Raw genomic sequence first — 22,049 nt, 5'->3', positions numbered from 1 at the left:
CTCGACCTCGGCCTGCCCGACCTCGACGGCCAGCAGGTACTGCGCGGCCTGCGCGAATGGAGCCAGATACCGGTGCTGGTGCTCTCGGTGCGCGCCAGCGAGGGGGAGAAGGTGCTGGCGCTGGACGGCGGCGCCAACGACTACGTGACCAAACCCTTCGGCATTCAGGAATTTCTCGCCCGGGTGCGCGTTCTGCTGCGCCAGGGCCTGGGCCGCGAAGCGTTGCCGGCGAGCATCGCCTGTGGCGCGCTGAATATCGACCTGGCCTATCGCCGGGTCAGCCTCGACGGCACCGAAATCGCCCTGACGCCCAAGGAATACGCGGTGCTGGCGCTGCTCGCCCAGCACCTCGGGCGGGTGGTGACCCAGCAACAGTTGCTGCGTGATATCTGGGGCCCCAGTCACGTCGGCGACAGTCATTACCTGCGCGTGGTGGTCGGCCACCTGCGGCAGAAACTCGGCGACGACCCGGCCGCGCCGCGCTATCTGATCACCGAGGCTGGTGTCGGCTATCGTCTGCGCGACTCTGCCTAAAGCTCCAGCGCCAGGCGCAAACGATCCCGATGCCGCAGGCCATTCTCGAACAATGGCTCGGGGTAGTGCTGCAGGAAGTAGTCCGGTTCCACCGCGACCACGCGAAAGCCGGCGCGCTGGTAGAAGGTCAGTTGGTGGCCGAAGCTGCCGGTGCCCAACTCCAGGCGCTTAGCACCGAGTTGCCGGGCTTGGTCGATGGCGTGGTGCAGCAGCAGGGCGCCGATACCCTGACCCTGGTGTTCGGGCGCCACGGCGATGTTCATCAGTTCCCAGGTATCGACGGTCAGGGCCTTGATTACGTAGACGCCGACGATCACGTCGTTCAGGCGTGCGACCACGCAATGACCGTCCTGTAGATAACGGACGATGAGGGCGATGTTGGGATCGGCTTCCAGCAACAGCGCCATGGGCGTCTGTTCGCTGGGGATCTCGTGCAAGGTTGGGGTGGTCATGACGCTCTTTCTTAAAAGATTTTTTGGTTATAAATAAATCATTATTTATTCTTTTTGTTTCGTTTCGTTCCTGAGCATAGTGAGCACCACGCAAGCCGCTGCCAAGGAGCACGATCATGACCATCCGCCTGGGCGACATCGCCCCTGACTTCGAACAGGATTCCAGCGAAGGCCGCATTCGTTTTCACGAGTGGCTCGGTGACAGCTGGGGCATCCTTTTCTCTCACCCGGCTGACTTCACCCCGGTGTGCACCACCGAGCTGGGTTTCACCGCCAAGCTCAAGGATGAATTCGCCAAGCGCGGCGTCAAGGCCATCGCCCTGTCCGTCGACCCGGTGGATTCGCACATCAAATGGATCGACGACATCAACGAGACGCAGAACACTGCGGTCAACTTCCCGATCATCGCCGATGCCGACCGCAAGGTGTCCGACCTTTACGACCTGATCCACCCGAACGCCAACGACACCCTGACCGTGCGTTCGCTGTTCATCATCGATCCGAACAAGAAGGTGCGCCTGACCATCACCTATCCGGCCAGTACCGGGCGCAACTTTAACGAAATCCTGCGCGTGGTCGATTCGCTGCAACTGACCGACAACTACAAGGTGGCCACCCCGGCCAACTGGCAGGACGGTGAAGAGGTGGTGATCGTGCCGTCATTGAAGGACGAGGCCGAGATTGCCGAGCGCTTTCCGAAAGGCTATCGCGCAGTGAAGCCCTATCTGCGCCTGACGCCGCAGCCGAATAAATAAGGAACCAGCATGCACGTCGTGTTGCTCTCCGGTAGCCCTGCGGCGCGTTCGCGCACCGAGGTGCTGCTGGATTACGTCCGCCAGCGCCTCGAGGCGCAGCAGGTGGAAGTGAGCCTGCTGCGGGTGCGGGATTTTCCCGCCGAGGACCTGCTGCACGCTCGCTTCGACAGCCCGGCAGTGCAGCAGCTGCAGGCCGTGGTGGCCAGCGCCGATGGCCTGGTGGTCGGTACGCCGGTGTACAAGGCGTCGTTTACTGGCGCGTTGAAGGTGCTGCTGGATCTGCTGCCCGAGCGCGCCCTGGCGCACAAGGTGGTGCTGCCCCTGGCCAGTGGTGGCAGCCCGACTCATCTGCTGGCTGTGGATTACGCGCTCAAGCCGGTGCTGGCCGCGCTGAAGGCGCAGGAAATGCTCTCCGGCGTGTTCGCCGTGGACAAGCAGATCGCCTACCCGGAAGGGGACAGGCCCGCGCAGATCGACGACGAGTTGCGCGAGCGCCTCGACGAGTCACTGGAACAACTGGGCGCAGCCCTGGCGCGACGGCCGAAGCCGATCGATCCGAACGTATTGAACGACCGGCTGGTGAACGCCCGCTGGAGTATTTGAAAGAGCAGCGATGAGCTGCAAGCTACAAGCTGCAAGTAGAAGCCAGAGCAACAGCGGGCACGCCCGCTTGCGACTTGAGGCTTGAAGCTTGCGGCTGCTTCCTCGCCTTACTCGCCCGCCAACGGGCAAGCAGGCCCACACTCAATCTGCAAAGGAGGTCGCCATGGGCGCCAACACTTTGCGTCGGAGTCTGGTCGCCCTGTTTGCCGCGGCCATTTCCTTCGGCGCCATCACCCAAGCTCAAGCCGAGACGTTGCGTATCGGCTATCAGAAATACGGCACCCTGGTACTGCTAAAGGCCAAGGGCACCCTGGAAAAGCGCCTGGCCGAGCATGGCGTGGAGGTCAAGTGGACGGAGTTCCCGGGCGGCCCGCAACTGCTCGAAGGGCTCAACGTCGGCTCCGTGGACTTCGGCGTTACCGGTGAAACCCCGCCGGTATTCGCGCAGGCCGCTGGCGCCGACCTGCTCTACGTCGCCCATGAGCCGCCGGCACCGAGCGGTGAGGTGATCCTCGTACCGAAAGGCTCGCCAATCAAAACGGTAGCCGAGCTCAAGGGCAAGAAGGTCGTCCTGAACAAGGGTTCCAACGTGCATTACCTGCTGGTGCGCGCGCTCGAAGATGCCGGCCTCAAGTACGGCGATATCACCCCGGTCTACCTGCCGCCAGCCGACGCCCGCGCCGCCTTCGAGCGTGGCAGCGTCGATGCCTGGGTGATCTGGGATCCGTTCCAGTCCGCCGCCGAGCAGCAGTTGCAGGCCCGCAGCCTGCGTGATGGCACTGGCCTGGTCGACAACCACCAGTTTTACCTGGCCACCCGCACCTATGCCGAGCAGCACCCGCAGGTGATTGGTGTGCTGGTCGAGGAAATTCGCGGTGTCGGCGAGTGGGTCAAGGGCAACCTCGACGAGGCCACCAGCCAGGTCGCGCCGCTGATAGGCCTGTCCCCGGAGATCACTCGTCAGGCCGTTGAGCGCCAGGGTTACGGCGCGCAATTCATCACCGCGGATGTGGTCGAGGCGCAGCAGAAGATCGCCGACACCTTCACCGAGCTGAAGCTGATCCCCAGGCAGCTGACCATCAAGGATGTGATCTGGAATCCGCCGGCCAAGGTCGCGCAGGCCCAGTAAGACCATAGCCTCTCCCCCAAACCCCTTTTCCGTGAACGGGAGAGGGGGAGCCGATCAAGGTCGGCGGACGTTTCGGCGCCGCCGGCCAGCTCCCTCGCTCGTCGAGCCGAGGGTGGGGGCGGGGCCGAATTTCCCGGATTGATCCGGACTATGACGATTTCCGGAAAGGAGACAACTCCATGAGCCTCAATATCTTCTGGTTCCTGCCTACCCATGGCGATGGCAAATACCTGGGCACCGCCGAAGGCGCGCGTGCCGTCGACCACGGCTACCTGGTGCAGATCGCCCAGGCGGCTGATCGCCTCGGTTTCGGCGGCGTGCTGATCCCGACAGGACGTTCCTGCGAGGACTCCTGGCTGGTGGCGGCCTCGCTGATCCCGGTCACGCAGAGCCTGAAGTTCCTCGTCGCCCTGCGCCCTGGGATCATTTCGCCGACCGTGGCCGCGCGCCAGGCGGCGACCCTGGATCGCCTGTCGAACGGCCGTGCGCTGTTCAACCTGGTGACCGGTGGCGACCCGGACGAGCTGGCTGGTGATGGCCTGCATCTGTCCCATGCCGAACGCTATGAAGCGTCCGTCGAATTCACCCGCATCTGGCGCCGCGTACTGGAAGGCGAAACCGTCGACTACGCCGGCAAGCACATCCAGGTGAAGGGCGCCAAGCTGCTTTACCCGCCGATCCAGCAGCCGCGTCCGCCGCTGTATTTCGGTGGCTCATCCGACGCTGCGCAGGAACTGGCCGCCGAGCAGGTCGAGCTGTACCTGACCTGGGGCGAGCCGCCGGCCGCCGTGGCCGAGAAGATCGCTCAGGTGCGCGCGAAGGCTGCTGCGCAGGGCCGCGAAGTGCGCTTCGGCATTCGCCTGCACGTGATCGTGCGCGAGACCAATGAGGAGGCCTGGGCAGCGGCGGATCGTCTGATCAGCCACCTGGATCAGGACACCATCGACCGCGCCCAGGCGTCGCTGGCGCGCTTCGATTCGGTCGGTCAGCAGCGTATGGCGGCGCTGCACGGCGGCAAGAAAGACAACCTGGAAGTGTCGCCGAACCTCTGGGCCGGTGTCGGCCTGGTGCGCGGCGGCGCGGGTACCGCGCTGGTCGGCGATGGCCTGACCGTGGCGGCGCGGGTCAGGGAGTACGCCGAGCTTGGAATCGACACCTTCATCTTCTCCGGCTATCCGCACCTGGAAGAGTCGTACCGGGTTGCTGAGTTGCTGTTCCCGCACCTGGACGTGGCTCAGCCGCAGCGCCCGGAGAGCCGCGGCTATGTCAGCCCGTTCGGCGAAATGATCTCCAGCGACATTTTGCCGAAGGCGGCTTCGGCGAGTTGAAAAGCGCCCTCTCCCCAACCCTCTCCCATAAATGGGAGAGTGGGCTGATCGGTGTTGCGGGGTGATTCGGTGGCACGGCTTGGCTCCCCTCTCCCGCTTGCGGGAGAGGGGCGATGTAGCCCGGATGCAATCCGGGAACAGAGACACAGAATTCTTCGAGGCAACCATGAGTAACACGACCCTTCACAAACTGGCCCTGCGCGCTGCGCGCTGCGCCCTGGGCCTTGCCGCTGGGGCTGCTGGCCGCCTGGCAACTGGCTGTGGCCAGTGGCTGGCTGTCCAGCCGCATTCTGCCGGCGCCCAGCGCCGTGCTCGCCGCTGGCTGGGAGCTGCTGGCCTCCGGCGAAATCTGGCAGCACCTGGCGATCAGCGGTCAGCGCGCCGGGATCGGCTTCGCCATCGGCGGCGGTATCGGCCTGCTGCTGGGCTTTATCACCGGCCTGTCGAAATGGGGCGAGCGCTTTCTCGACAGCTCGGTGCAGATGATCCGCAACGTGCCGCACCTGGCGCTGATCCCGCTGGTGATCCTCTGGTTCGGCATCGACGAGGCAGCCAAGGTGTTCCTGGTCGCGCTCGGCACGCTATTCCCGATCTACCTCAACACCTACCACGGTATTCGTAACGTCGACCCGGCGCTGGTGGAGATGGCGCGCAGCTATGGCCTGTCCGGCTTCTCGCTGTTCCGTCAGGTGATCCTGCCCGGTGCGTTGCCGTCGATCCTGGTTGGCGTGCGTTTCGCCCTCGGCTTCATGTGGCTGACGCTGATCGTGGCCGAAACCATCTCGGCCAGCAGCGGTATCGGTTACCTGGCGATGAACGCCCGCGAGTTCCTGCAGACTGACGTGGTGGTGCTGGCGATCCTGCTCTATGCGGTGCTCGGCAAGCTGGCCGACGTCGCCGCCCGTGGTCTTGAGCGCGTCTGGCTGCGCTGGCATCCGGCCTATCAGGCCAAGGCAGGTGAGCAATGACTGCACTGCACAACATTCCCCAAGGCATTGCGTCGGGCGGCGTTCCGCTGGCAATCGAGAACATCGAGAAATCTTTCGGCGAGCGTCAGGTGCTCAAGGGCATCGACCTGCATATCCCGGCCGGGCAGTTCGTTGCTGTGGTCGGTCGCAGTGGCTGCGGCAAGAGCACGCTGCTGCGCCTGCTGGCCGGGCTGGATCAGCCCAGCGGCGGCCAGCTGCTGGCCGGCAGCGGCTCGCTCAACGCGGTGCGCGAGGACATCCGCCTGATGTTTCAGGACTCGCGCCTGCTGCCTTGGAAGCGCGTGATCGACAATGTCGGCCTGGGCCTTTCCGGCAACTGGCGCAAGCAGGCCGAGGAAGCGTTGGCGGCGGTCGGCCTGGCGGATCGCGCAGGTGAATGGCCGGCAGCGCTGTCCGGTGGGCAGAAGCAGCGCGTGGCTCTGGCCCGTGCGCTGATCCATCGCCCGCGCCTGCTGCTGCTCGACGAGCCGCTGGGCGCGCTAGATGCCTTGACCCGTATCGAGATGCAGCAACTGATCGAACGTCTGTGGCAGCAGCATGGCTTCACCGTGCTGCTGGTCACCCACGACGTGGCCGAGGCGGTGGCCGTGGCCGATCGGGTGATCCTGATCGAGGACGGCCAGATCGGCCTCGATCTCGATGTGCAACTGGTACGCCCACGCCCCCATGGCTCGCCGCTGCTGGCGGCCCTGGAAGCACGCGTGCTCGACCGCGTGCTGGCGCAGCCGGAATTGCCGACGCCACCGGAACCCGTATCACCTCTGCCCACGCAACTGCGTTGGGCGCTTTAACGCAGCTAAAAGCTGCAAGCCACAAGCTCCAAGCAAGAGCCGCGCGCTTTTTACTTGTAGCTTGCAGCTTGAAGCTTGCCGCTGATTTTCGACCCCAGGAGAAAAACCCATGACCATCAAAGCCATCAACGTGCGTAACCAGTTCAAGGGCAGCATCAAGGAAATCGTCGTCGGCGACGTGCTGTCGGAAATCGACGTGCAGACCGCTGCAGGCATCGTCACCTCGGTGATCACCACCCGTTCCGTGCGTGAGCTGGAGCTGCAGGTGGGCAGTGAGGTGATCGCCTTCGTCAAATCCACCGAGGTATCCATCGCCAAGCTGTAAGAACCTTTGCATAGTTCTTCAGCCCATTTCGTCGTTTTTGGCAGCCAATTGGCGGAATAAGCCGCTTGCGATCTTGTAGGAGCGGCTTTAGCCGCGAGCTCTTTGCGCCCCAATAAAGCTCGGGGCTGAAGCCCCTCCTGCATGCTCACCGAACGCTTTTGCCTTGTAGTTTTCAGGCACATAAAGATCGTGAACAGGTCCTAAAAGTGGTTGCCTGAGCAGCCTTCGGATACGATGGCTGCATGGCGTTTTCGAAGGCAAAGAGAGGCTGGTTATAAGGCGCAAAGAAAAAGATATTTTTCAGCTATATGTTTTTTCTGCAGAATCGCGCCATCAAATAGCCTGCCTGCAGGCTTCTCTTTCGATAAGGACGCCTTAGATGCTGAAGAAGATCGTTCTGGCCACCGTGGCCAGCGCCACCCTGCTGACTGGCTCGCTGAGCCATGCTGCGGCCGATACGCCATTCCACAACGCCTCCTACGACATCGCTCGCGAACTGTTCGGCGAGATCAACCCGCTGTTCGTCGAGCATTGGAAGCAGCAGAGCGGCAAGGAAGTGAAGATCATCCAGTCGTTCGCCGGTACCTCGCGTCAGGCGCAGGACATCATCCAGGGCAAGAAGGTCGACGTGGTCACTTTCAACCAGGTAACCGACGTGGACATCCTGGCCAAGCGCAAGCTGCTGCGCGAGGACTGGGCCGAGCAGTTCCCCAACAACAGCTCGCCGTACTACAGCACCACCGCTTTCCTGGTACGCGAAGGCAACCCGAAGAACATCAAGAGCTGGGACGACCTGATTCGCGATGACGTGAAGCTGGTATTCCCCAACCCGAAAACCTCCGGCAATGCGCGCTACAGCTACCTGGGCGCTTGGCTGTTCGCCAACGAGAAATTCAATGGCGACCAGGAGAAGGTCAAGGCCTTCGTCGGCAAGGTGCTGAAGAACGTCGAGAACTTCCCCACCGGCGGCCGTGGCGCCACCGTGGCCTTCGCCCAGAACGGCCAGGGCGACGTGCTGCTGACTTTCGAATCGGAAGTGATCAACATCGCCAAGGGTGACGAGTTCAAGTCCGCCAACCTGGAAATCGTGGTACCGGAAGTCAGCGTACTGGCTGAATTCCCGGTGGCCATCGTCGACAAGGTGGCCGACGAGCGCGGTACCCGCGAGCAGGCCAAGGCCTTCCTCGACTTCCAATACAGCAAGGATATTCAGCAACTGCTGACTCGCTACAACTACCGCGTGCACAACCCGGAAGTGGTCGAGGCGACCAAGGCGCAGTTCGCTCCGGTGCGCCTGATCAACCCGACCGAGGTGTTGGGCAGCTGGGACGAGATCACCGCCAAGCACTTCGACAACGGTGGTATCCTCGACCAGCTTCTCGCCGAGGGTCGCTGATAGCGACGGTCTGGCGTAGGGCGGGTGCAACCCGCCAGCCGGGAGTGCGAGCATCGTAATGGTCAGTTGGCCGCCTTTTTGGCGGCCAACTGCATTTGTAGAGCTGAGCTTTTTCGTGAGTAAACCGACGCTGTTCTTCCTGCAGACTCCGCTGCTGCCTGGCTTCGGCCTGAGCTTCGGCGTCAGCGTGCTGTATCTCTCCCTGGTGATCCTGCTGCCGCTGTCGGCGCTGCTGTTTTACGTCAGCGACATGACCTGGGCGCAGTATTGGTTCGCCATCAGCGATCCGCGCGTGGTGCAGACCTACAAGGTGACCATCTCGGCCGCGCTCTATTCGACCCTGGCGGTGCTGGTGCTGGGCCTGCTGCTGTCCTGGATCATCACCCGCTATGATTTCCCCGGCCGGCGCATCGTCGATGCGCTGGTCGATCTGCCTTTCGCCCTGCCGACTTCGGTGGCCGGCCTGACCCTCGCCGCGCTGCTGGTACCCAACGGCTGGATCGGCCAGTGGCTGGGCTTCAAGGTGGCCTACGCCTACGCCGGTATCGTGGTGGCGATGGTGTTCACCAGCATTCCCTTCGTGGTGCGCACGGTGCAGCCGGTGCTGCAGGATCTCGGCTCGGAATACGAAGAGGCCGCGCGCACCCTCGGCGCCAGCCGTGTGCAAACCTTCCGCAAGGTGATCCTGCCGACTCTGGCGCCGGCACTGGTTACCGGTGGCTCGCAGGCGTTCATCCGCAGCCTCGGCGAGTTCGGCGCGGTGATCATGATCGCCGGCAACATCCCCTACCAGACGGAAGTCAGCTCTCTGATGATTTTCGTCCGTCTGCAGGAATTCAATTACCCGGCGGCGGCAGCCATCGCTTCGGTGATCCTGCTCGCATCGCTGACTCTTCTGTTCCTCCTGCAGGTCGTGCAGGGGCGTCTGTTCGCATGGCAACGGCAAGGTCGATGAAAAAGCCCCAAGATTGGCGCCAGTGGGCGCTGGTAATCCTCGGTCTGATGGTGGTGGCGCTGATCCTGTTGGTGCCGCTGGCGCTGATCTTCACCAAGGCGCTGGCCGGCGGGCTCGACCTGCTGTGGAGCAACCTCGGCGAGGACTACATGCTCCACGCCATCGGCCTGACCCTGCTGGTGGCAGCGATCACCGTGCCGCTGAACTTGTGCTTCGGCATCTGCCTGGCCTGGTGCGTGACCCACTACGATTTTCGCGGGCGCAAGTTGCTGACCACCCTGATCGACATTCCCTACGCGGTGTCGCCGGTGGTCGCCGGTCTCTGCTATCTGGTGGTCTACGGCCTGGAAAGCTTCATTGGCCGCTGGTTCTACGATCAGGGCCTGCAGCTGATGTTCGCCTGGCCGGGCATCGTCATGGTCACCGTGTTCGTCACTGCCCCCTACGTGGCGCGCATCCTGATTCCGGTCATGCAGACCCAGGGTCAGGACGAGGAAACCGCTGCGATGTGCCTGGGCGCCAGCGGCTGGCAGATCTTCCGCCGCATCAGCCTGCCGAAGATCAAATGGGCGCTGCTGTATGGTGTCGTCGTCACCAACGCCCGCGCGGTGGGTGAGTTCGGCGCGGTATCTGTGGTGTCCGGCACCATCATCAACCAGACCCTGACGTTGCCGCTGCTGGTCGATCAGCTCAACAACGACTACAAGCCGGCGGCTGCCTTCACCGCGGCCGGGCTGCTGGCGTGCATGGCGCTGCTCACGCTGTTCCTCAAGACCTTCATGGAGTGGCGCCAGCGCCGCCTGATGCAGCGCGCCGAGGCGTGATTGGGGGGGCCAGCGTTGTGGTGGATGTGGAGAGCGACATCCACCCTACGGCCTGTAGCCTTATGACCTATCGCGGCTGAAGCCGCTCCTACGGAGCGTGGAGCTTCAGCCGCGATGCTCTTCCGAAGCTGCCACCTGCACCTGGTTGCGGCCACCATGCTTGGCTGCATAGAGCGCCTTGTCGGCGCGCTCGCGCAATTGTTCGGCCTGGCTGTGTGCGTCGGTGCCGGCTATACCGGCGCTGAGGGTGCAGGAAAATTCGCCGCCGTCGGCGATGAAGCGTAGCTCGGCGAAGCGTTCGCGGATCTCGTCGACGATCTGTTTGGCCTGCTGCGGTGTGCAGTCCGGCAGCACCGCGAGAAACTCCTCGCCGCCATAGCGCCCCAGGCTGTCGATCCGGCGCAGGCGCTGGCGCAGCAGGTTGGCCAGCGCGCGGATGACACTGTCGCCGGCCGCGTGGCCATGCTCGTCGTTGACCCGTTTGAAGTGATCGATGTCCAGCATCACCACGCTGGCGCGGTTGCCGGTGCGTAGCGCGCGCTCCAGCTCGGTGGCCACCTGTTCCTTGATGTCGCCATGCTTGAGCAGGCCGGTCAGGCTGTCGCGCGACAGCGCATCTGACAGCAGGCGGGCGCGCTGCGCGCGGGAGAACACGGCGGCGACCAGGGCGTTGTCGGAAATCGGCTTGGTGACGAAATCGTCGCCGGCCTTGATCAGCGCATTCATCTGCTTGGCGATGTCGGTCTCTGCCGACAGGTAGATGATCGGTATGCGCAGCCAGTCGTCGTTGCAGCGGATGATCTGCGCCAGCTCGGGGCCGGTGCAGTCCGGCATGTTGACGTCGAGCAGCACCACCTCCGGATTGAAATCGCGCAGATGCTCGAAGATTTGCGCTGGGTCCTGAAGGATTTCCACCAGCATGCCCGCGTCGCGCAGCACCAGGCTGTAACGGCTGGCCAGGTCGCGGTCGTCATCGACGATCAGCACCCGGTAGGGTTCGCCGCTCTGCTGGGCGAAGCAGCGCTCCAGGCGGCTTTCCAGCTGCGGGATGTCCACCGGCTTGGCGAAGAAACCCTGCGCGCCGGCACGCACCGCCTGCAGCTGGGTGGCGAAGTCATGCTGGTGGGTCAGCACCAGCAGCGGCAGGGGCACTTCCAGTCGTTGCTGCAGGCGTGCGGCGTAATCCAGGCCGCTGCTGTCCTCGTTGGCTAGGTTGACGTCGACGATCAATGCATCCGGCAGTTGCTGCAGCAGAGCGTTATCGAGATCGGTTGTAGTCCGGAAATGTTCGGCACGATAACCAAAGTTGCTCAGCGTCAGGCGCATGTTTTCGCCGACGGCCATTTCATCTTCGAGAATGTAGATGAGCCGCGTATCGTTCTCGGTGCGTGCCAACGGCTTGGCCGTTTTCTGCTGTTCGTCCTGGCTGCTGTCGGCATCCGATTGCTCGCCGAGCTGCAGCAGCGCGGCCACGAAGGTGTCCAGGTCCTGTTGTTGGCGCTGCTGCTGTTCCAGCCAGCGTTCAGCCTGTTGTTCCAGTTCTCGCGCTTGCTGGCCGAGCAGGTCGAAACCGAAGGTGCCGGCGCTGCCGGCGAGGCGATGAAGCTGGTCGCGTAGCGCTCGCAGCAGTTGCCCGCGCTGCTCGTCGCTGGCCTCGAGCAGTTGCTCGCCCTGCTGCATCAGTTGCGGAAGCTCCTGGCGCAGGCGTTCGGCGAACTGCTGGCCGAGCTGTTGCAGATGCTGCTGCAGGGTCTGCGGGATGGCATTGCCCTGCTTATCCATGGCGCTGGCTCCAAATCTGTCGTATCTGTGCGGCGAGTTGCATGGGGTCGAAGGGCTTCACGATCACGTCGAGTGCACCCAGGCTGCGGTAATGGGTCACTTCGCCGGGCTGCACCTTGGCGGTCATGAAGGCCACCGGCACGCTGCCGATGTCCACCAGCTCACGCAGCTTTTCCAGGGTCTGCGGGCCGTCCATGCCGGGCATCATCACATCGAGCAGGATGAAGTCGGGGGCGAAGCCCTGTACCTGATCGAGCGCCTCCTGGCCGCTGGAGCAGCTCAGTACCTGAAAGCCGCCAACGGCTTCCAGGGCCACTTTGGCCACGGCCTGGATCGAGGGGTCGTCCTCGACGTGAAGGATGCGCTTGAGCTCACTCATGGCCGGTCTCCTTGGCGGGTAATAGACGGTCGAGCAGGTGCAGGAAGTGTTGTCCATCATTGCGCGATTTGGCCAGCGTCGCACTCACCCCGGCCAGCTCGCGGCCGTCCATCTCGCTGGCCGAGAGCACGGCTACCGGTAGACCCGGGCGCTGGCGCTGGAGTTCGTCGACCAGCTCCAGGCCGTTGCCGTCGGGCAGGCCGAGGTCGAGCAGGACCAGATCGAAAGGCTGTTCGGCGAGCAGGCGACGCGCTTCGGCGAGGCTGTCGGCGGGGACGAACTCGGCCAGTTCGCGGCCCTGTTCGGCGACCACCAGGCGCAGGTCGTGATCGTCCTCGACATGCAGTACGCGCGGTCTGTGCGGCAGATCCTGCAGGGCCTGGGCGAGGCTGCCGAGCAGGCGCTGTGGGTCGATCGGCTTGCTCAGCCAGTCCAGCGCGGGCGCGCCCTCGAGCGCCAGGCGGCCTTGCTCGCAGGCCGCGGAGACTACCAGGATCGGCAGCTCGCGGTAGCGCTCATCGGCGCGCAGCTCCTGCACCAGTTGCAGGCCGTCGCCGTCCGGCAGGCGCAGGTCGAGACTCATGGCAGCGGGTATTTCCTCGCGCAGGCAGGCGCGTGCTTCGTCCAGGCTATGGGCCAGACGCACGCGGTAGCCGGCGTTTTCCAGCAATTGGCGCAGCAGATTGGCGATGTCCGGTTCGTCCTCGACCACCAGCAGGCTGCGTCGGCCGTCGCCAGCGGCAGGCCGGATGGCTTCGCTCAGCATCGGCAACTCGAACCAGAAACAGGCGCCCTGGCCCACGACCGAGTCGAAGCCGATCTGGCCGCCCATACGCTCGATCAGCTCCTTGCTGATGGCCAGGCCGAGCCCGGTACCGCCTTTGCTGCGGCTGTCGCTGGCATCGGCCTGGGAGAACTTGCTGAAAATGCGCTGGCGAAATTCGGCGGCGATGCCCGGTCCCTGGTCGATCACTTCGACGCGCACGCGGGGGCCTCGATGTTCGGCGCGCAGCTGTACCTCGGCGCCGGGCGGCGAGTACTTCACGGCGTTGGAAATGAAGTTGGCCAGCACCTGTTGCAGGCGCATGGCGTCGACCCGCACGCGCGTCGGCAGGCAATCGAGCAGACGTAACTGGACCTGGTGTCGGTCGGCATAGGCCTGGTTGCTGGCCAGCGCCTCCTCGAGCTGGTCAGCAAGGGAGCATGGTTGCAGGTCGAACTGCATCTTGCCGGCTTCGAGCTTGTCCATGTCCAGCAGATCGTTGATCAGGTGGCTGAGGCGCTGGCTGTTGTCCTGGGCGATGCTCAGCATGGTGCGCATACCCTCCGGTACCGCGCCGAGGGCTCCGCCGTTGATCAGGCCGAGCGAGCCGGCGATGGCGGTGAGCGGGGTGCGCAGCTCGTGGCTGACGGTGGAGACGAACTCGCTCTTGAGGCGCTCGATGCGTTTGGCCTCGCTTTGATCCATGGTGGTGCCGGTGATGCGCAGCGGGTAGCCACTGGCGTCGCGCTGGATGTAGCCGCGCAGTAGCGCCGGCAGCTCGCTGCCATCGACACGCAGCAGGCGACAATCGATGGTGAAGTTGCTGGCGCCCTCATGAAACGCCTGATTCAGACGGGCGCGTGCCACTGGCAGGTCGTCCGGGTGCACCAGATTTTCCCAGGCCAGGGGGTCGTCGGTGAAGCCTGGTGGCCCTTGTTCTGGATAGCCGAGCATTTGCCAGCCGTGCGCCGAGGCGAAGAGGCTGCCGGCCTTGACGTCGATATCCCACCAGCCATCGTTGCTGCCCTTGAGCGCCAGTGCCAGACGTTCTTCGCTGCGGTGCAACTGCTCGGTGATGCGTGCGGCCAGCTCCTGTACCTGAGCGCGACGCAGGCTGAGGCTGCTGACCAGAAAGAACAGCAGCAGACTGATGCAGGCACCGAGCACCAGCAGTGCCACCTCGCCACGGTGTTCGCGGGCGAGGTAGCCCGGTGCGTAGTGGAAGTTCAGGTGCCAGGTCTGGCCGAACAATTCGAGCTGATGCTGCCTGTCGGCCGGCTGGCTGGTCGATGCTTTACCGCGACTGCTGTAAAGCAGTTCGGCATCCTTGCTGATGGCGCCGACGTACAGTTCGAAGTCCAGCTCGCGCTTGCGCTCGCCGAAGATGCCATGCATCAGATCGTGAACGCGGAACGGGCTGTAGGCGAAGCCACGCAGCGCGGCCAGGCGCTGCTCCGGGCTGTCCAGCGGGCGTTGTGGCCAGTAAAGCGGGACGTACAGCAGCAGCCCTGGCTGGACCTTGCCGTGGGTTTCCTGACGCAGGGTGACACGGCCGGACAGGCGGCTCTGACCGCTGCGCGCGGCGGCTAACATGGCCGCGCGGCGTACCGGCTCGGAATACATGTCGAAACCGAAGGCGGCCAGGTTGCGTCCGGTAAAAGGCTCAATGAAGCGGATCACGCCGTAACGTTCGCGCTGGCCGGGTGGCTGCATGTGAAAATCGGCAAAGCCCTCGGCGCGTATCTCGCTCTCGAATGCCGACAGTTGCTGCGCCTCCAGCATCTGGACAAAACCCAGCCCCTGGATGCCCGGGTAGCGTTCGTCCAGTCGCAGGCGTTCGGTATAGGCGCGCCAATCCGCACGGCTGACGTCTTCGCTGGCGTCGAGCAGGCCGGCGGCACCGAGCAGGATGCTCTCCTGCTCTTCCATGCGTTTGACGATGGCCCGGCTCAGCTCTTCGGTGAGCAGTTCGAACTGGCGGGTGGCAGACTCGGTCTGGCTCTGGCGCAGGTTGTACCAGGCCAGCAACGTCGCCCCCAGGGCCAGCGCCAGTACGGCCCAGGCCAGCAGGTTGACGCGACTGAACAGAGACGCGAGCAGGGCGCGGGTGGTTCTCATGATTGCGCTCCAGCCAGGGGCAGTCTCAGCCAGAAGGTGCTGCCCTGACCCAGGGTTGAGTCGAAGCCGATGTGTCCGCCCATGTGTTCGATGATTTCCTTGCTGATTGCCAGACCGAGGCCGGTGCCGCCCTGGCGGCGCGTGTCGCCGGCGTCGGCCTGGGCGAATTTGCTGAAGATGCGGGGTTTGAAGTCGTCTGCGATGCCCTGGCCTTGGTCACGCACGCTAATGCGTACCCAGCCGTCTTCGGGTATGGCGGCCAGCTCCACCTGTTGCCCAGCGGCGGAAAACTTGGCGGCGTTGGCCAGCAGGTTGGCCAGCACCTGTTCCAGGCGCTGGGCATCGGCCATGACCTGGCAATCAGCGCCTGCCAACAGCTGCAGCTGCACCTGGTGGTGCTCGGCATAGGGCTGGTTGTTGTGCAGTGCCTGTTGCAGCAGCGGGCTTAGCGCCAGCGGCTGCAGGTCGAAGTGCATCTTGCCGGCAACCAGCTTGTCCATGTCCAGCAGGTCATCTATCAGGTGGCGCAGGCGCTGGCTGTTGCTTTGCGCAATCTCCAGCATCTGGCGCATGGCCTGTGGCACTTCGCCGAGTGCGCCGCCGTTGATCAGGCCGAGCGAGCCGGCGATGGCGGTCAACGGCGTGCGTAGCTCGTGGCTGACGGTTGAGACGAACTCGTTCTGCAACTGTTCGCCGCGTTTACGTTCGCTGATATCGCTGATGAAACCGTGCCAAAGGGTGTCGCCGCCGGGCAACCGCTGGGGGGCAGCGCGGCCTTCTACCCATATCAGGCCGCGTTCGGGATGCAGCACGCGGTACTCCTGGTGCCAGGTAGTCAGGCTCCGGGCCGAAGCGGCGATCGCTTCGCGCACTGGCGATGCATCTTCGGTATGCAAGCGCGCGAGTACCGGGGCGGCGTCCTGGCCGACTTCCTCGGGAGTGCAGCCATAGATATCGCCGATACCTGCGCTGGCGTAGGGAAAGCAGCTGCTGCCATCGGCGCGCAGCAGATATTGATAGACCATGCCGGGCAGTTGTGCGGCTATACGCTGCAAGCGCTGACGGGCCTCATCACGTTGACTGAGGTCGTTGGCCACCAGCAGGTAGCCCTGCAGCGGCTGACCTTCGGCACGAATCGGTGAAAGATTCAGGCGTACCGGCAGGCTCTGCCCGCTGCGCGCGCGCAGTTGCCCTTCGGTGCTCTGCGGCTCGCGGATACAGGCGGCACACAGACGCTCGAACTGGCCTGGATCGGTCAACAGCCGCGGCAGGAATTGCTTGCCCAGCTCATCGGCCGAGTAGTCCAGCAGTTGCTGCGCTTCGGGATTGCTGCGCAGCACCCGGCCCTGCGGGTCGAGTACCAGCACCGCGCTGCCGGCGTTGTCGAGCATGGCCTGGTGCATGGCGCTCTGTTCGGCCTGGCGGCGCGCCTGCAGGCGCAGCTCGAACAGCTCCCCGGTCAGCTGCGCCAGGTGCTGCAGTTGGCTGCGCTGGTGATTGTCGAGGTGACGCGGCTGGCGGTCGATCACGCACAGGGTGCCGAGGGCCAGGCCTTTGCCGTCGTGTAGCGGCACGCCGGCGTAGAAGCGGATATCCGGCGCCGAGGTGACCAGCGGGTTGTCGCGAAAGCGCGCATCCTCCAGGGCGTTGTCCACCTCCAGCAGCGCGTCGGCATGTACTGCATGGGCGCAGAAGGCGAGTTCGCGCGCGGTCTGTTCCGCATCCAGGCCGACCCGACTCTTGAACCACTGGCGCTGGGCATCGACCAGCGAAATCAGGGCGATGGGCGTATCGCAGATTTGCGCAGCCAGCGCCGTGATGTGATCGAACATCGCTTCGGGCGGGCTGTCGAGCAGCTCAAGAGAGTGCAACGCAGCCAGGCGCTGCTGCTCGTTACCGGGGATCGGGGCTGGGTTCATGACGCACTCCCTGTATCGGTAGTTCGAACCAGAAGGTAGCACCATGGCGGGGCGGCGAGTCGAAGCCGATCTGTCCGCCCATGCGCTCGATGATTTCCTTGCAGATGGCCAGCCCCAGGCCGGTACCGCCCTGTTGCCGCGTGTCACCGGAGTCGGCCTGGGAGAACTTGCTGAAAATGCGGGACTTGAAGGTCTCAGGGATACCGGGGCCGTTGTCCGACACGCTGACGCGCAGTCTCTCGCCAATCGTCTGCAGGCGCACCAGAACACTGCCGCCGGAAGGCGAGAACTTGGCGGCATTGGACAGCAGATTGGCCATTACCTGGGCCAGGCGCTGAGCGTCGACGTGGACCAAAGCGTCGTCGTCGACCTGCAGGCGCAGCGTGACCTGATGCTGTTCGGCATAAGGCTGGTTGTGCAGCAGTGCCTGCTCCAGCAGCGGCTGCATCAGCTTCGCCTGCAGGTCGAACTGCATCTTGCCGGCGACCAGTTTGTCCATATCCAGCAAATCGTTGATCAGCGCGCTGAGGCGCTGGCTGTTGCTGTGGGCAATCGTCAGCATCTGGCGCATGGTCTGCGGTACCTCACCGAGAGCGCCGCCGTTGATCAGTCCGAGCGAGCCGGCGATGGCAGTCAACGGGGTGCGCAGTTCGTGGCTGACGGTGGAGACGAACTCGTTTTTCATCTGCTCGATGCGTTTGCGCTCGGTGATGTCGCGAATCACCGCAATGAAGCGACGCTGCCCCTGGTGGCTGATCTGCGAAACGGCCAGTTCCATGGCGAAGCGCTCGCCATTCTGACGCATGCCTTCCAGCTCGCGAACCTGGCCCACCACCCAGGCCTCGCCGGTGCGCAGGTAGCGCTGGAGGTAGCTGTCATGTGCGCTGCTGTCAGGCTCGGGCATCAGTAGGCTGACGTTGCGCCCGGCCACTTCATCCTGTTGGTAGCCGAATATTTCTTCGGCCGCGTGGTTGAAGGTCTCGATACGGCCGTGTTCGTCGATGGTGACGATAGCGTCGACCACGTTGTCGAGCAGGGTACTCAGATAGTGCTCGCGCTCGCGCACAGCGCGTTCGGCGGCGACGCGGTCGCTGAAGTCCTGGATCTGCGAAACGAAGTGCACCGGCTGCCCGGCACTGTCACGTACCAGCGATACGCTGAGCAATACCCATAGAACACGGCCCTGCTTGTCCAGATAGCGTTTTTCCATCTGGTAGGCATTGATCCGCCCGGCCAGCAGGTTCGCCACGTTCTCCTGGTCGGCATTCAGGTCGTCCGGATGGGTGACCTGCTGGTAGGTACAGGCCAGCAGCTCCTCGCGGCTGTAGCCGAGCATGCGGCACAGTTCGGCGTTGACTTCCAGCCAGCGACCGTCCGGGCCAACCAGCGCCATGCCCTGCGGGGCGGTGTCGAAGGCACTTAGAAAGCGCTGTTGACTCAGGCGCAGCTCGTCTTCCATGGCATGACGTTCGCTGACGTCCCAGATGAAGCCATCGACCCACAACAGCTGGCCATTACTGTCGTACTCGCCGCGGCCCTTACCTCGCACCCAGACGTCATGGCCATCGGCATGACGCAGGCGGTAGGTCAGTTCGAAGGGTTTCTGCTGTTCGAGCGCTTCACCGATACGGAAGGTGATGGGCAGATCATCGGGATGCACGATGCTGGAATAGCTGCGCACGCGATTGTCGATGATGTCGCCGGCCGGGTAGCCGCAGAGCTTGGCGATCTCGTCGCTGATGTAGCGCATGGTCCAGTCGGCATCATGGGCGCAGCGATACGCCACGCCGGGCAGGTTGGCCACCAGACCACGGAAGCGACTCTCGCTCTTCTGCAGGGCGCGGGTGGCCTGCAGCAGCTCGCTGATATCGCTGGCGATGCCGAGGAAGCCGGTGATCTGGCCGCCCTCGTCGAACATGGCGCTGACGGTGAGGTTGACCTGGCGCAGGCTGCCGTCCTTGTGGCGATAAGTCCACTGGCGGGTTTCCGGCTCGCCGCCACGTGCGTTGTGCACGAAGACTTCGAGGCCCCTCACTGGCTGGCCGACAACCTCGCTCAACTCGCTGGCTCTGGCCTGGACTTCTTCCGCGAGGTGAAACACGGCCGGGGTCTGAAGTCCGACCATCTCTTCGGCGCTGTAGCCCAGCAGGCGTTCGGCGCCGGAGTTGAACAGGGTGATGGTGCCGGCGCTGTCGGAGGCGATGATCGATACCCCGGTGGCCGAGTCCAGCAACGTCTGCAGATAAGCGCGGGCCGAACGTACGGCGTGCTCCTGCTGCTGACGTTCCAGCATGGCGCCGACCCAACGGGCGAACAGGCCGAGGAAGTCGCGGTCGGCGGCATCGAACGGCCGCTCGCGGCGTTCGGGATTGGCGAATGCCAGCGTACCGAAGGGCTTTCCGCCGACACGCACCACGATACCGATGTAGCTTTCCAGGGCGAATTGGCCGTAGCAAGGATGGTGCCGATGCGGCGAATCAGCCATGTGGGTGATGGCCAGCGCCTCGTCCTGCAGCAGTGCCAGGCTGCAGTAAGTGTCGCCCAGCTCGAATTGCTGGCCATCGCGCAATTCGCCCTCGGGTGAAACTTGCACCAGCACCTGGTAGTGCTCGTCTTCGATGCGACTGATGATGCCCAGCGGCATGCGAAAGTGATCGGCGCCCAGGCGCAGCGCCTGACGCAATTGTTCGGTGCGACTCAGGCTGGGCAGCGCGGCGATTTCGTTGAGCGCGCGCAGCGCCGCCTGCTGGCGCTGCATCAGGCGCTGGGTGCTGCGCCGGGTGCTGCGCAGCAGGCCCAGCAACAGAGCTTCGGCGCCGCACCAGGCGAGCAGCCACTTGATCACCAGCCAGCGTTTGTCGCGTCGGTGCACGGTGTATTGATCGCTGATGTCATGCCAGATCAGCGCGACCGCCAGTGGCCCCTGGCTGGGCCTGTGAATTTGCTGGTAGCTGCTCAGCGCGACCTGGTTGACCAGGTAATGGCGCTCGCCGTCGTCCAGCAGGCGCACGCTATCGCCCTCTGCCGGCGCAGGCAGACTCCGTTGTTGCTGCCAGGTCAGTATCTGTGGCCGCGAATGGCCCATCATCTGCCAGCGCTGGGAGCCATCGGACGGACTGCGGGGCGCCTCGTCACCGTCGGAACTCCGCAGCAGATCCTCGCGCAGCAGCAGGGCGACGCCGCTGTCGAATTCCCGATCCAGTTGCGCGAGGTCTTCGAGCACGCCCATGGCCACTTCGATGGCGCCGACCTGTATGGGTCCGTCCGCCCCGTCAGCCAGCAGCGGAGCGATCGCGCGCATGCCGATGCTGCCCCGAGTCAGGCCCAGGCCGGCCTGGCTTCTGGCGCTGCGCAGCGCCTCCAGCACCATGGGGCGCCAGCCGATCTGCAGATCGCCGAAGCGCGCGGGATCGTGCACACGCAGCAATACCCTGACATCCGGCGCAAGATGCACGTACAGGCGAAACGGTTGATGCGCTTGCAGGTTGCGCCAGCGCGGCGCCAGGCGGGTGTAGAGCTGGTTGCGAATGCTGGCCAGGCTTTCCAGGTCGCCTGCCGGCAGCGCATGGGCCTGGCGCACCAGCTCCGTTACCCAGGCATCAGCGGCGATGGTTTCGGCCAGCAGTTGTGTGCGCTCCTGCAGCCCGTGCTGAGTGCTGTTCAGGGCCATGCGCTGGATGTCTGCCTGTTTGCCGATCTGCAACTGCCAGAGGGCTTCGCGCTCGCTCAGCGCCCGGCTGCCGAGAAAGGCGAAAAGCAGCGCCAGGCACAAACTCCCTATGACTATTCGGTGGCCGGCATCCCGGTGGCCGGCATCCCTTTGGCTGGCGCGCCAGCGATCGAACCAGCGCTTACCCGGCTTCGGCCTGTTCATCAGTCGTGCCTCAGGTCAGCCCGGCCAGGCGGCGCAGGCGTTGTACTTCCTGGCTTTCGGCGTTGTGCATTTCGGCACTGGCCAGGCGCATGACGATGGGCTCGCGGCGTGCGTTGCCCGGCGCCAGGGCATAACAGGCGCCGATCAGCTCTCGCAGGCCGTTGGGCAGGCGCCAGTAAGCCTTGAGTCGGTTGGCCAGCTCGCTGCTGTGCTGGCGCAGGGCTTGTTGCAGCTGCGCTTCGTGCAGCTCCAGGCCGCGCTTGCGCCAGATCTGCGCCTGCTGCAGCACGGCCAGCTCACCCATGCGCTGCAGCATGGCCGCGCATTGCAGCGGCGCCGGGTCCAGTTGGCAGGCCCTGGCCAGCTCCGCGACCCTCTGGCGCAGGTTCAACTGCGCTTGCAGCAGGCTTTCGCCCTGGGTCTTCAGGTCAGTGTCCTGCAGGCTGGCTACCGGGCGCAGCGCCAGGCCCTGGACAAGGTTCAGCGCAGTGGCCGCACCCAGGCGGCGTACGGCGTCGGCGAGGCTGCTGCATGGCTGGCCTGCGCTGTTGTAGAGCGGATTGTTGGCCGCAGCGACCAGTCGCGCCTGCACGGCCGGGTCCTGCTGCCAGAGATCACCAAGCTGCTGCAGGCTGGCGGATGCTTCGGTGATGGCGAGCAGCTGCTGGCGAAGATCATCGCGCAGGGGCAGGTCGAGCTCGTCGTCAGGCAACGCCGCGAGGTGCTGAAGGAAGTCCTCTTCGCCAGCGGGCGCAGCGGCCGGCGAGGCTGCCTCGGGCAGCAGCCGCTGCAGGCATTCCAGAACCTTGGGTACCTGGAACGGCTTGCTGATGAAGGCATTGATGCCCAGGGGGCGTACCTCGAGCACGCTGTTGCGGTCTGCGCGGGCCGTGATCATCACCAGGGCGACCTCGCGATCCTGGCGGCGCACGGCCTGCAGCAGCAACGTGCCGCTGCCGTCCGGCAGGTTCCAGTCGGCGATCACCAACTGCGCCGGTTCGCGGTGCCAGGCGGCGATGGCCTCGGCCACGCGCGTCTGGCAGTCGACCCGAGCGCCAGGGCGCAGGCTCAGTACGATCTGTTTGAGCAGATCGGCGATCCAGGGATCGTCTTCGAGAATCAGCACGCGCATG

At 64.4% G+C, this 22,049-nt stretch carries 18 protein-coding genes; 11 read left to right on the top strand and 7 right to left on the bottom strand.

The features are described from left to right. Positions 1-534, top strand: a 534-nt coding sequence (locus tag B3P22_RS19740) for a winged helix-turn-helix domain-containing protein (RefSeq protein WP_296272264.1), incomplete at its 5' end; no start/stop codon positions are given. On the opposite strand, the gene B3P22_RS19735 is transcribed toward B3P22_RS19740, so the two are convergent. After that, a complete protein-coding gene (locus tag B3P22_RS19735; protein ID WP_296272263.1) occupies positions 531-986 on the bottom strand; it encodes a GNAT family N-acetyltransferase in 456 nt (151 codons plus the stop codon). The two genes, B3P22_RS19740 and B3P22_RS19735, sit on opposite strands and share 4 nt — an antisense overlap. Before the next feature lie 116 nt (positions 987-1,102). On the opposite strand from B3P22_RS19735, the gene B3P22_RS19730 reads away from it, so the two are divergent. The 10 genes from B3P22_RS19730 to cysW all read left to right on the top strand — a co-directional run bounded on the left by B3P22_RS19730 (position 1,103) and on the right by cysW (position 10,081). Then, a complete protein-coding gene (locus tag B3P22_RS19730) occupies positions 1,103-1,741 on the top strand; it encodes a peroxiredoxin (RefSeq protein ID WP_296272262.1) in 639 nt (212 codons plus the stop codon). A 9-nt stretch (positions 1,742-1,750) separates the two neighbouring features. Next, on the top strand, positions 1,751-2,344 hold the full coding sequence (gene ssuE, locus B3P22_RS19725) for an NADPH-dependent FMN reductase (RefSeq protein WP_296272261.1): 594 nt from the start codon (positions 1,751-1,753) through the stop codon (positions 2,342-2,344). 163 nt (positions 2,345-2,507) lie between these two features. Next, positions 2,508-3,473: a sulfonate ABC transporter substrate-binding protein gene (locus B3P22_RS19720; RefSeq protein ID WP_296272260.1), complete on the top strand. Its 966-nt coding sequence runs from the start codon at positions 2,508-2,510 to the stop codon at positions 3,471-3,473. A gap of 179 nt (positions 3,474-3,652) precedes the next feature. Continuing rightward, a complete protein-coding gene (gene ssuD, locus B3P22_RS19715; protein WP_296272259.1) occupies positions 3,653-4,801 on the top strand; it encodes an FMNH2-dependent alkanesulfonate monooxygenase in 1,149 nt (382 codons plus the stop codon). Between the two features lie 203 nt (positions 4,802-5,004). Further along, complete coding sequence (gene ssuC, locus B3P22_RS19710) at positions 5,005-5,769, top strand: aliphatic sulfonate ABC transporter permease SsuC (protein ID WP_296272266.1); 765 nt, start codon at positions 5,005-5,007, stop codon at positions 5,767-5,769. After that, complete coding sequence (gene ssuB, locus B3P22_RS19705) at positions 5,766-6,581, top strand: aliphatic sulfonates ABC transporter ATP-binding protein (RefSeq protein ID WP_296272258.1); 816 nt, start codon at positions 5,766-5,768, stop codon at positions 6,579-6,581. The genes ssuC and ssuB overlap by 4 nt, the downstream gene beginning before the upstream one ends. Positions 6,582-6,690: 109 nt before the next feature. Further along, positions 6,691-6,906, top strand: a complete 216-nt coding sequence (locus B3P22_RS19700; protein WP_197858642.1) for a TOBE domain-containing protein — start codon at positions 6,691-6,693, stop codon at positions 6,904-6,906. A 379-nt stretch (positions 6,907-7,285) separates the two neighbouring features. Further along, positions 7,286-8,302: a thiosulfate ABC transporter substrate-binding protein CysP gene (cysP, locus tag B3P22_RS19695; RefSeq protein ID WP_106735187.1), complete on the top strand. Its 1,017-nt coding sequence runs from the start codon at positions 7,286-7,288 to the stop codon at positions 8,300-8,302. 115 nt (positions 8,303-8,417) lie between these two features. Then, the gene (gene cysT / locus B3P22_RS19690; RefSeq protein WP_296272253.1) at positions 8,418-9,257 is read left to right on the top strand and encodes a sulfate ABC transporter permease subunit CysT; all 840 of its coding nucleotides are present in this window, start codon (positions 8,418-8,420) and stop codon (positions 9,255-9,257) included. After that, positions 9,254-10,081 carry a sulfate ABC transporter permease subunit CysW gene (cysW, locus tag B3P22_RS19685; RefSeq protein WP_197858645.1) on the top strand — a complete coding sequence of 276 codons (828 nt, stop codon included), beginning with the start codon at positions 9,254-9,256 and terminating at the stop codon, positions 10,079-10,081. The genes cysT and cysW overlap by 4 nt, the downstream gene beginning before the upstream one ends. Positions 10,082-10,186: 105 nt before the next feature. Here the strand turns inward: cysW and B3P22_RS19680 are convergent, their stop codons facing one another. Genes B3P22_RS19680 through B3P22_RS19655 form a run of 6 tightly spaced genes read right to left on the bottom strand, consistent with a single transcriptional unit; the run spans position 10,187 to position 22,048 of the window. Then, on the bottom strand, positions 10,187-11,863 hold the full coding sequence (locus B3P22_RS19680) for a diguanylate cyclase (RefSeq protein ID WP_296272250.1): 1,677 nt from the start codon (positions 11,861-11,863) through the stop codon (positions 10,187-10,189). After that, on the bottom strand, positions 11,856-12,242 hold the full coding sequence (locus tag B3P22_RS19675) for a response regulator (protein WP_197858647.1): 387 nt from the start codon (positions 12,240-12,242) through the stop codon (positions 11,856-11,858). Before B3P22_RS19675 ends, B3P22_RS19680 begins: the two co-directional genes overlap by 8 nt. Further along, complete coding sequence (locus tag B3P22_RS19670) at positions 12,235-15,123, bottom strand: CHASE domain-containing protein (protein WP_296272248.1); 2,889 nt, start codon at positions 15,121-15,123, stop codon at positions 12,235-12,237. Before B3P22_RS19670 ends, B3P22_RS19675 begins: the two co-directional genes overlap by 8 nt. Beyond that, positions 15,120-17,042: an ATP-binding protein gene (locus B3P22_RS19665; RefSeq protein ID WP_296272245.1), complete on the bottom strand. Its 1,923-nt coding sequence runs from the start codon at positions 17,040-17,042 to the stop codon at positions 15,120-15,122. The genes B3P22_RS19670 and B3P22_RS19665 overlap by 4 nt, the downstream gene beginning before the upstream one ends. Next, positions 17,017-20,916, bottom strand: coding sequence for a PAS domain S-box protein (locus B3P22_RS19660; RefSeq protein ID WP_296272243.1), 3,900 nt, complete (start codon positions 20,914-20,916; stop codon positions 17,017-17,019). The genes B3P22_RS19665 and B3P22_RS19660 overlap by 26 nt, the downstream gene beginning before the upstream one ends. Before the next feature lie 10 nt (positions 20,917-20,926). Continuing rightward, entirely contained in the window at positions 20,927-22,048 is a 1,122-nt protein-coding gene (locus B3P22_RS19655; protein ID WP_296272241.1) for an HDOD domain-containing protein, read from the bottom strand. Position 22,049: the final 1 nt, after the last annotated feature.

The sequence above is a fragment of the Pseudomonas sp. UBA6323 genome (assembly GCF_002439135.1).
Classification (GTDB): domain Bacteria; phylum Pseudomonadota; class Gammaproteobacteria; order Pseudomonadales; family Pseudomonadaceae; genus Aquipseudomonas.
This window is presented reverse-complemented; position numbering and strand designations above follow the sequence as displayed.

What these genes read in the sequence shown, in the direction of transcription:
- B3P22_RS19735 (WP_296272263.1), bottom strand. Translation starts at nt 986, where the DNA reads ATGACCACCCCAACCTTGCACGAGATCCCCAGCGAACAGACGCCCATG.
- B3P22_RS19730 (WP_296272262.1), top strand. Translation starts at nt 1,103, where the DNA reads ATGACCATCCGCCTGGGCGACATCGCCCCTGACTTCGAACAGGATTCC.
- ssuE (WP_296272261.1), top strand. Translation starts at nt 1,751, where the DNA reads ATGCACGTCGTGTTGCTCTCCGGTAGCCCTGCGGCGCGTTCGCGCACC.
- B3P22_RS19720 (WP_296272260.1), top strand. Translation starts at nt 2,508, where the DNA reads ATGGGCGCCAACACTTTGCGTCGGAGTCTGGTCGCCCTGTTTGCCGCG.
- ssuD (WP_296272259.1), top strand. Translation starts at nt 3,653, where the DNA reads ATGAGCCTCAATATCTTCTGGTTCCTGCCTACCCATGGCGATGGCAAA.
- ssuB (WP_296272258.1), top strand. Translation starts at nt 5,766, where the DNA reads ATGACTGCACTGCACAACATTCCCCAAGGCATTGCGTCGGGCGGCGTT.
- B3P22_RS19700 (WP_197858642.1), top strand. Translation starts at nt 6,691, where the DNA reads ATGACCATCAAAGCCATCAACGTGCGTAACCAGTTCAAGGGCAGCATC.
- cysP (WP_106735187.1), top strand. Translation starts at nt 7,286, where the DNA reads ATGCTGAAGAAGATCGTTCTGGCCACCGTGGCCAGCGCCACCCTGCTG.
- cysW (WP_197858645.1), top strand. Translation starts at nt 9,254, where the DNA reads ATGAAAAAGCCCCAAGATTGGCGCCAGTGGGCGCTGGTAATCCTCGGT.
- B3P22_RS19680 (WP_296272250.1), bottom strand. Translation starts at nt 11,863, where the DNA reads ATGGATAAGCAGGGCAATGCCATCCCGCAGACCCTGCAGCAGCATCTG.
- B3P22_RS19675 (WP_197858647.1), bottom strand. Translation starts at nt 12,242, where the DNA reads ATGAGTGAGCTCAAGCGCATCCTTCACGTCGAGGACGACCCCTCGATC.
- B3P22_RS19670 (WP_296272248.1), bottom strand. Translation starts at nt 15,123, where the DNA reads ATGAGAACCACCCGCGCCCTGCTCGCGTCTCTGTTCAGTCGCGTCAAC.
- B3P22_RS19665 (WP_296272245.1), bottom strand. Translation starts at nt 17,042, where the DNA reads ATGAACCCAGCCCCGATCCCCGGTAACGAGCAGCAGCGCCTGGCTGCG.
- B3P22_RS19660 (WP_296272243.1), bottom strand. Translation starts at nt 20,916, where the DNA reads ATGAACAGGCCGAAGCCGGGTAAGCGCTGGTTCGATCGCTGGCGCGCC.
- B3P22_RS19655 (WP_296272241.1), bottom strand. Translation starts at nt 22,048, where the DNA reads ATGCGCGTGCTGATTCTCGAAGACGATCCCTGGATCGCCGATCTGCTC.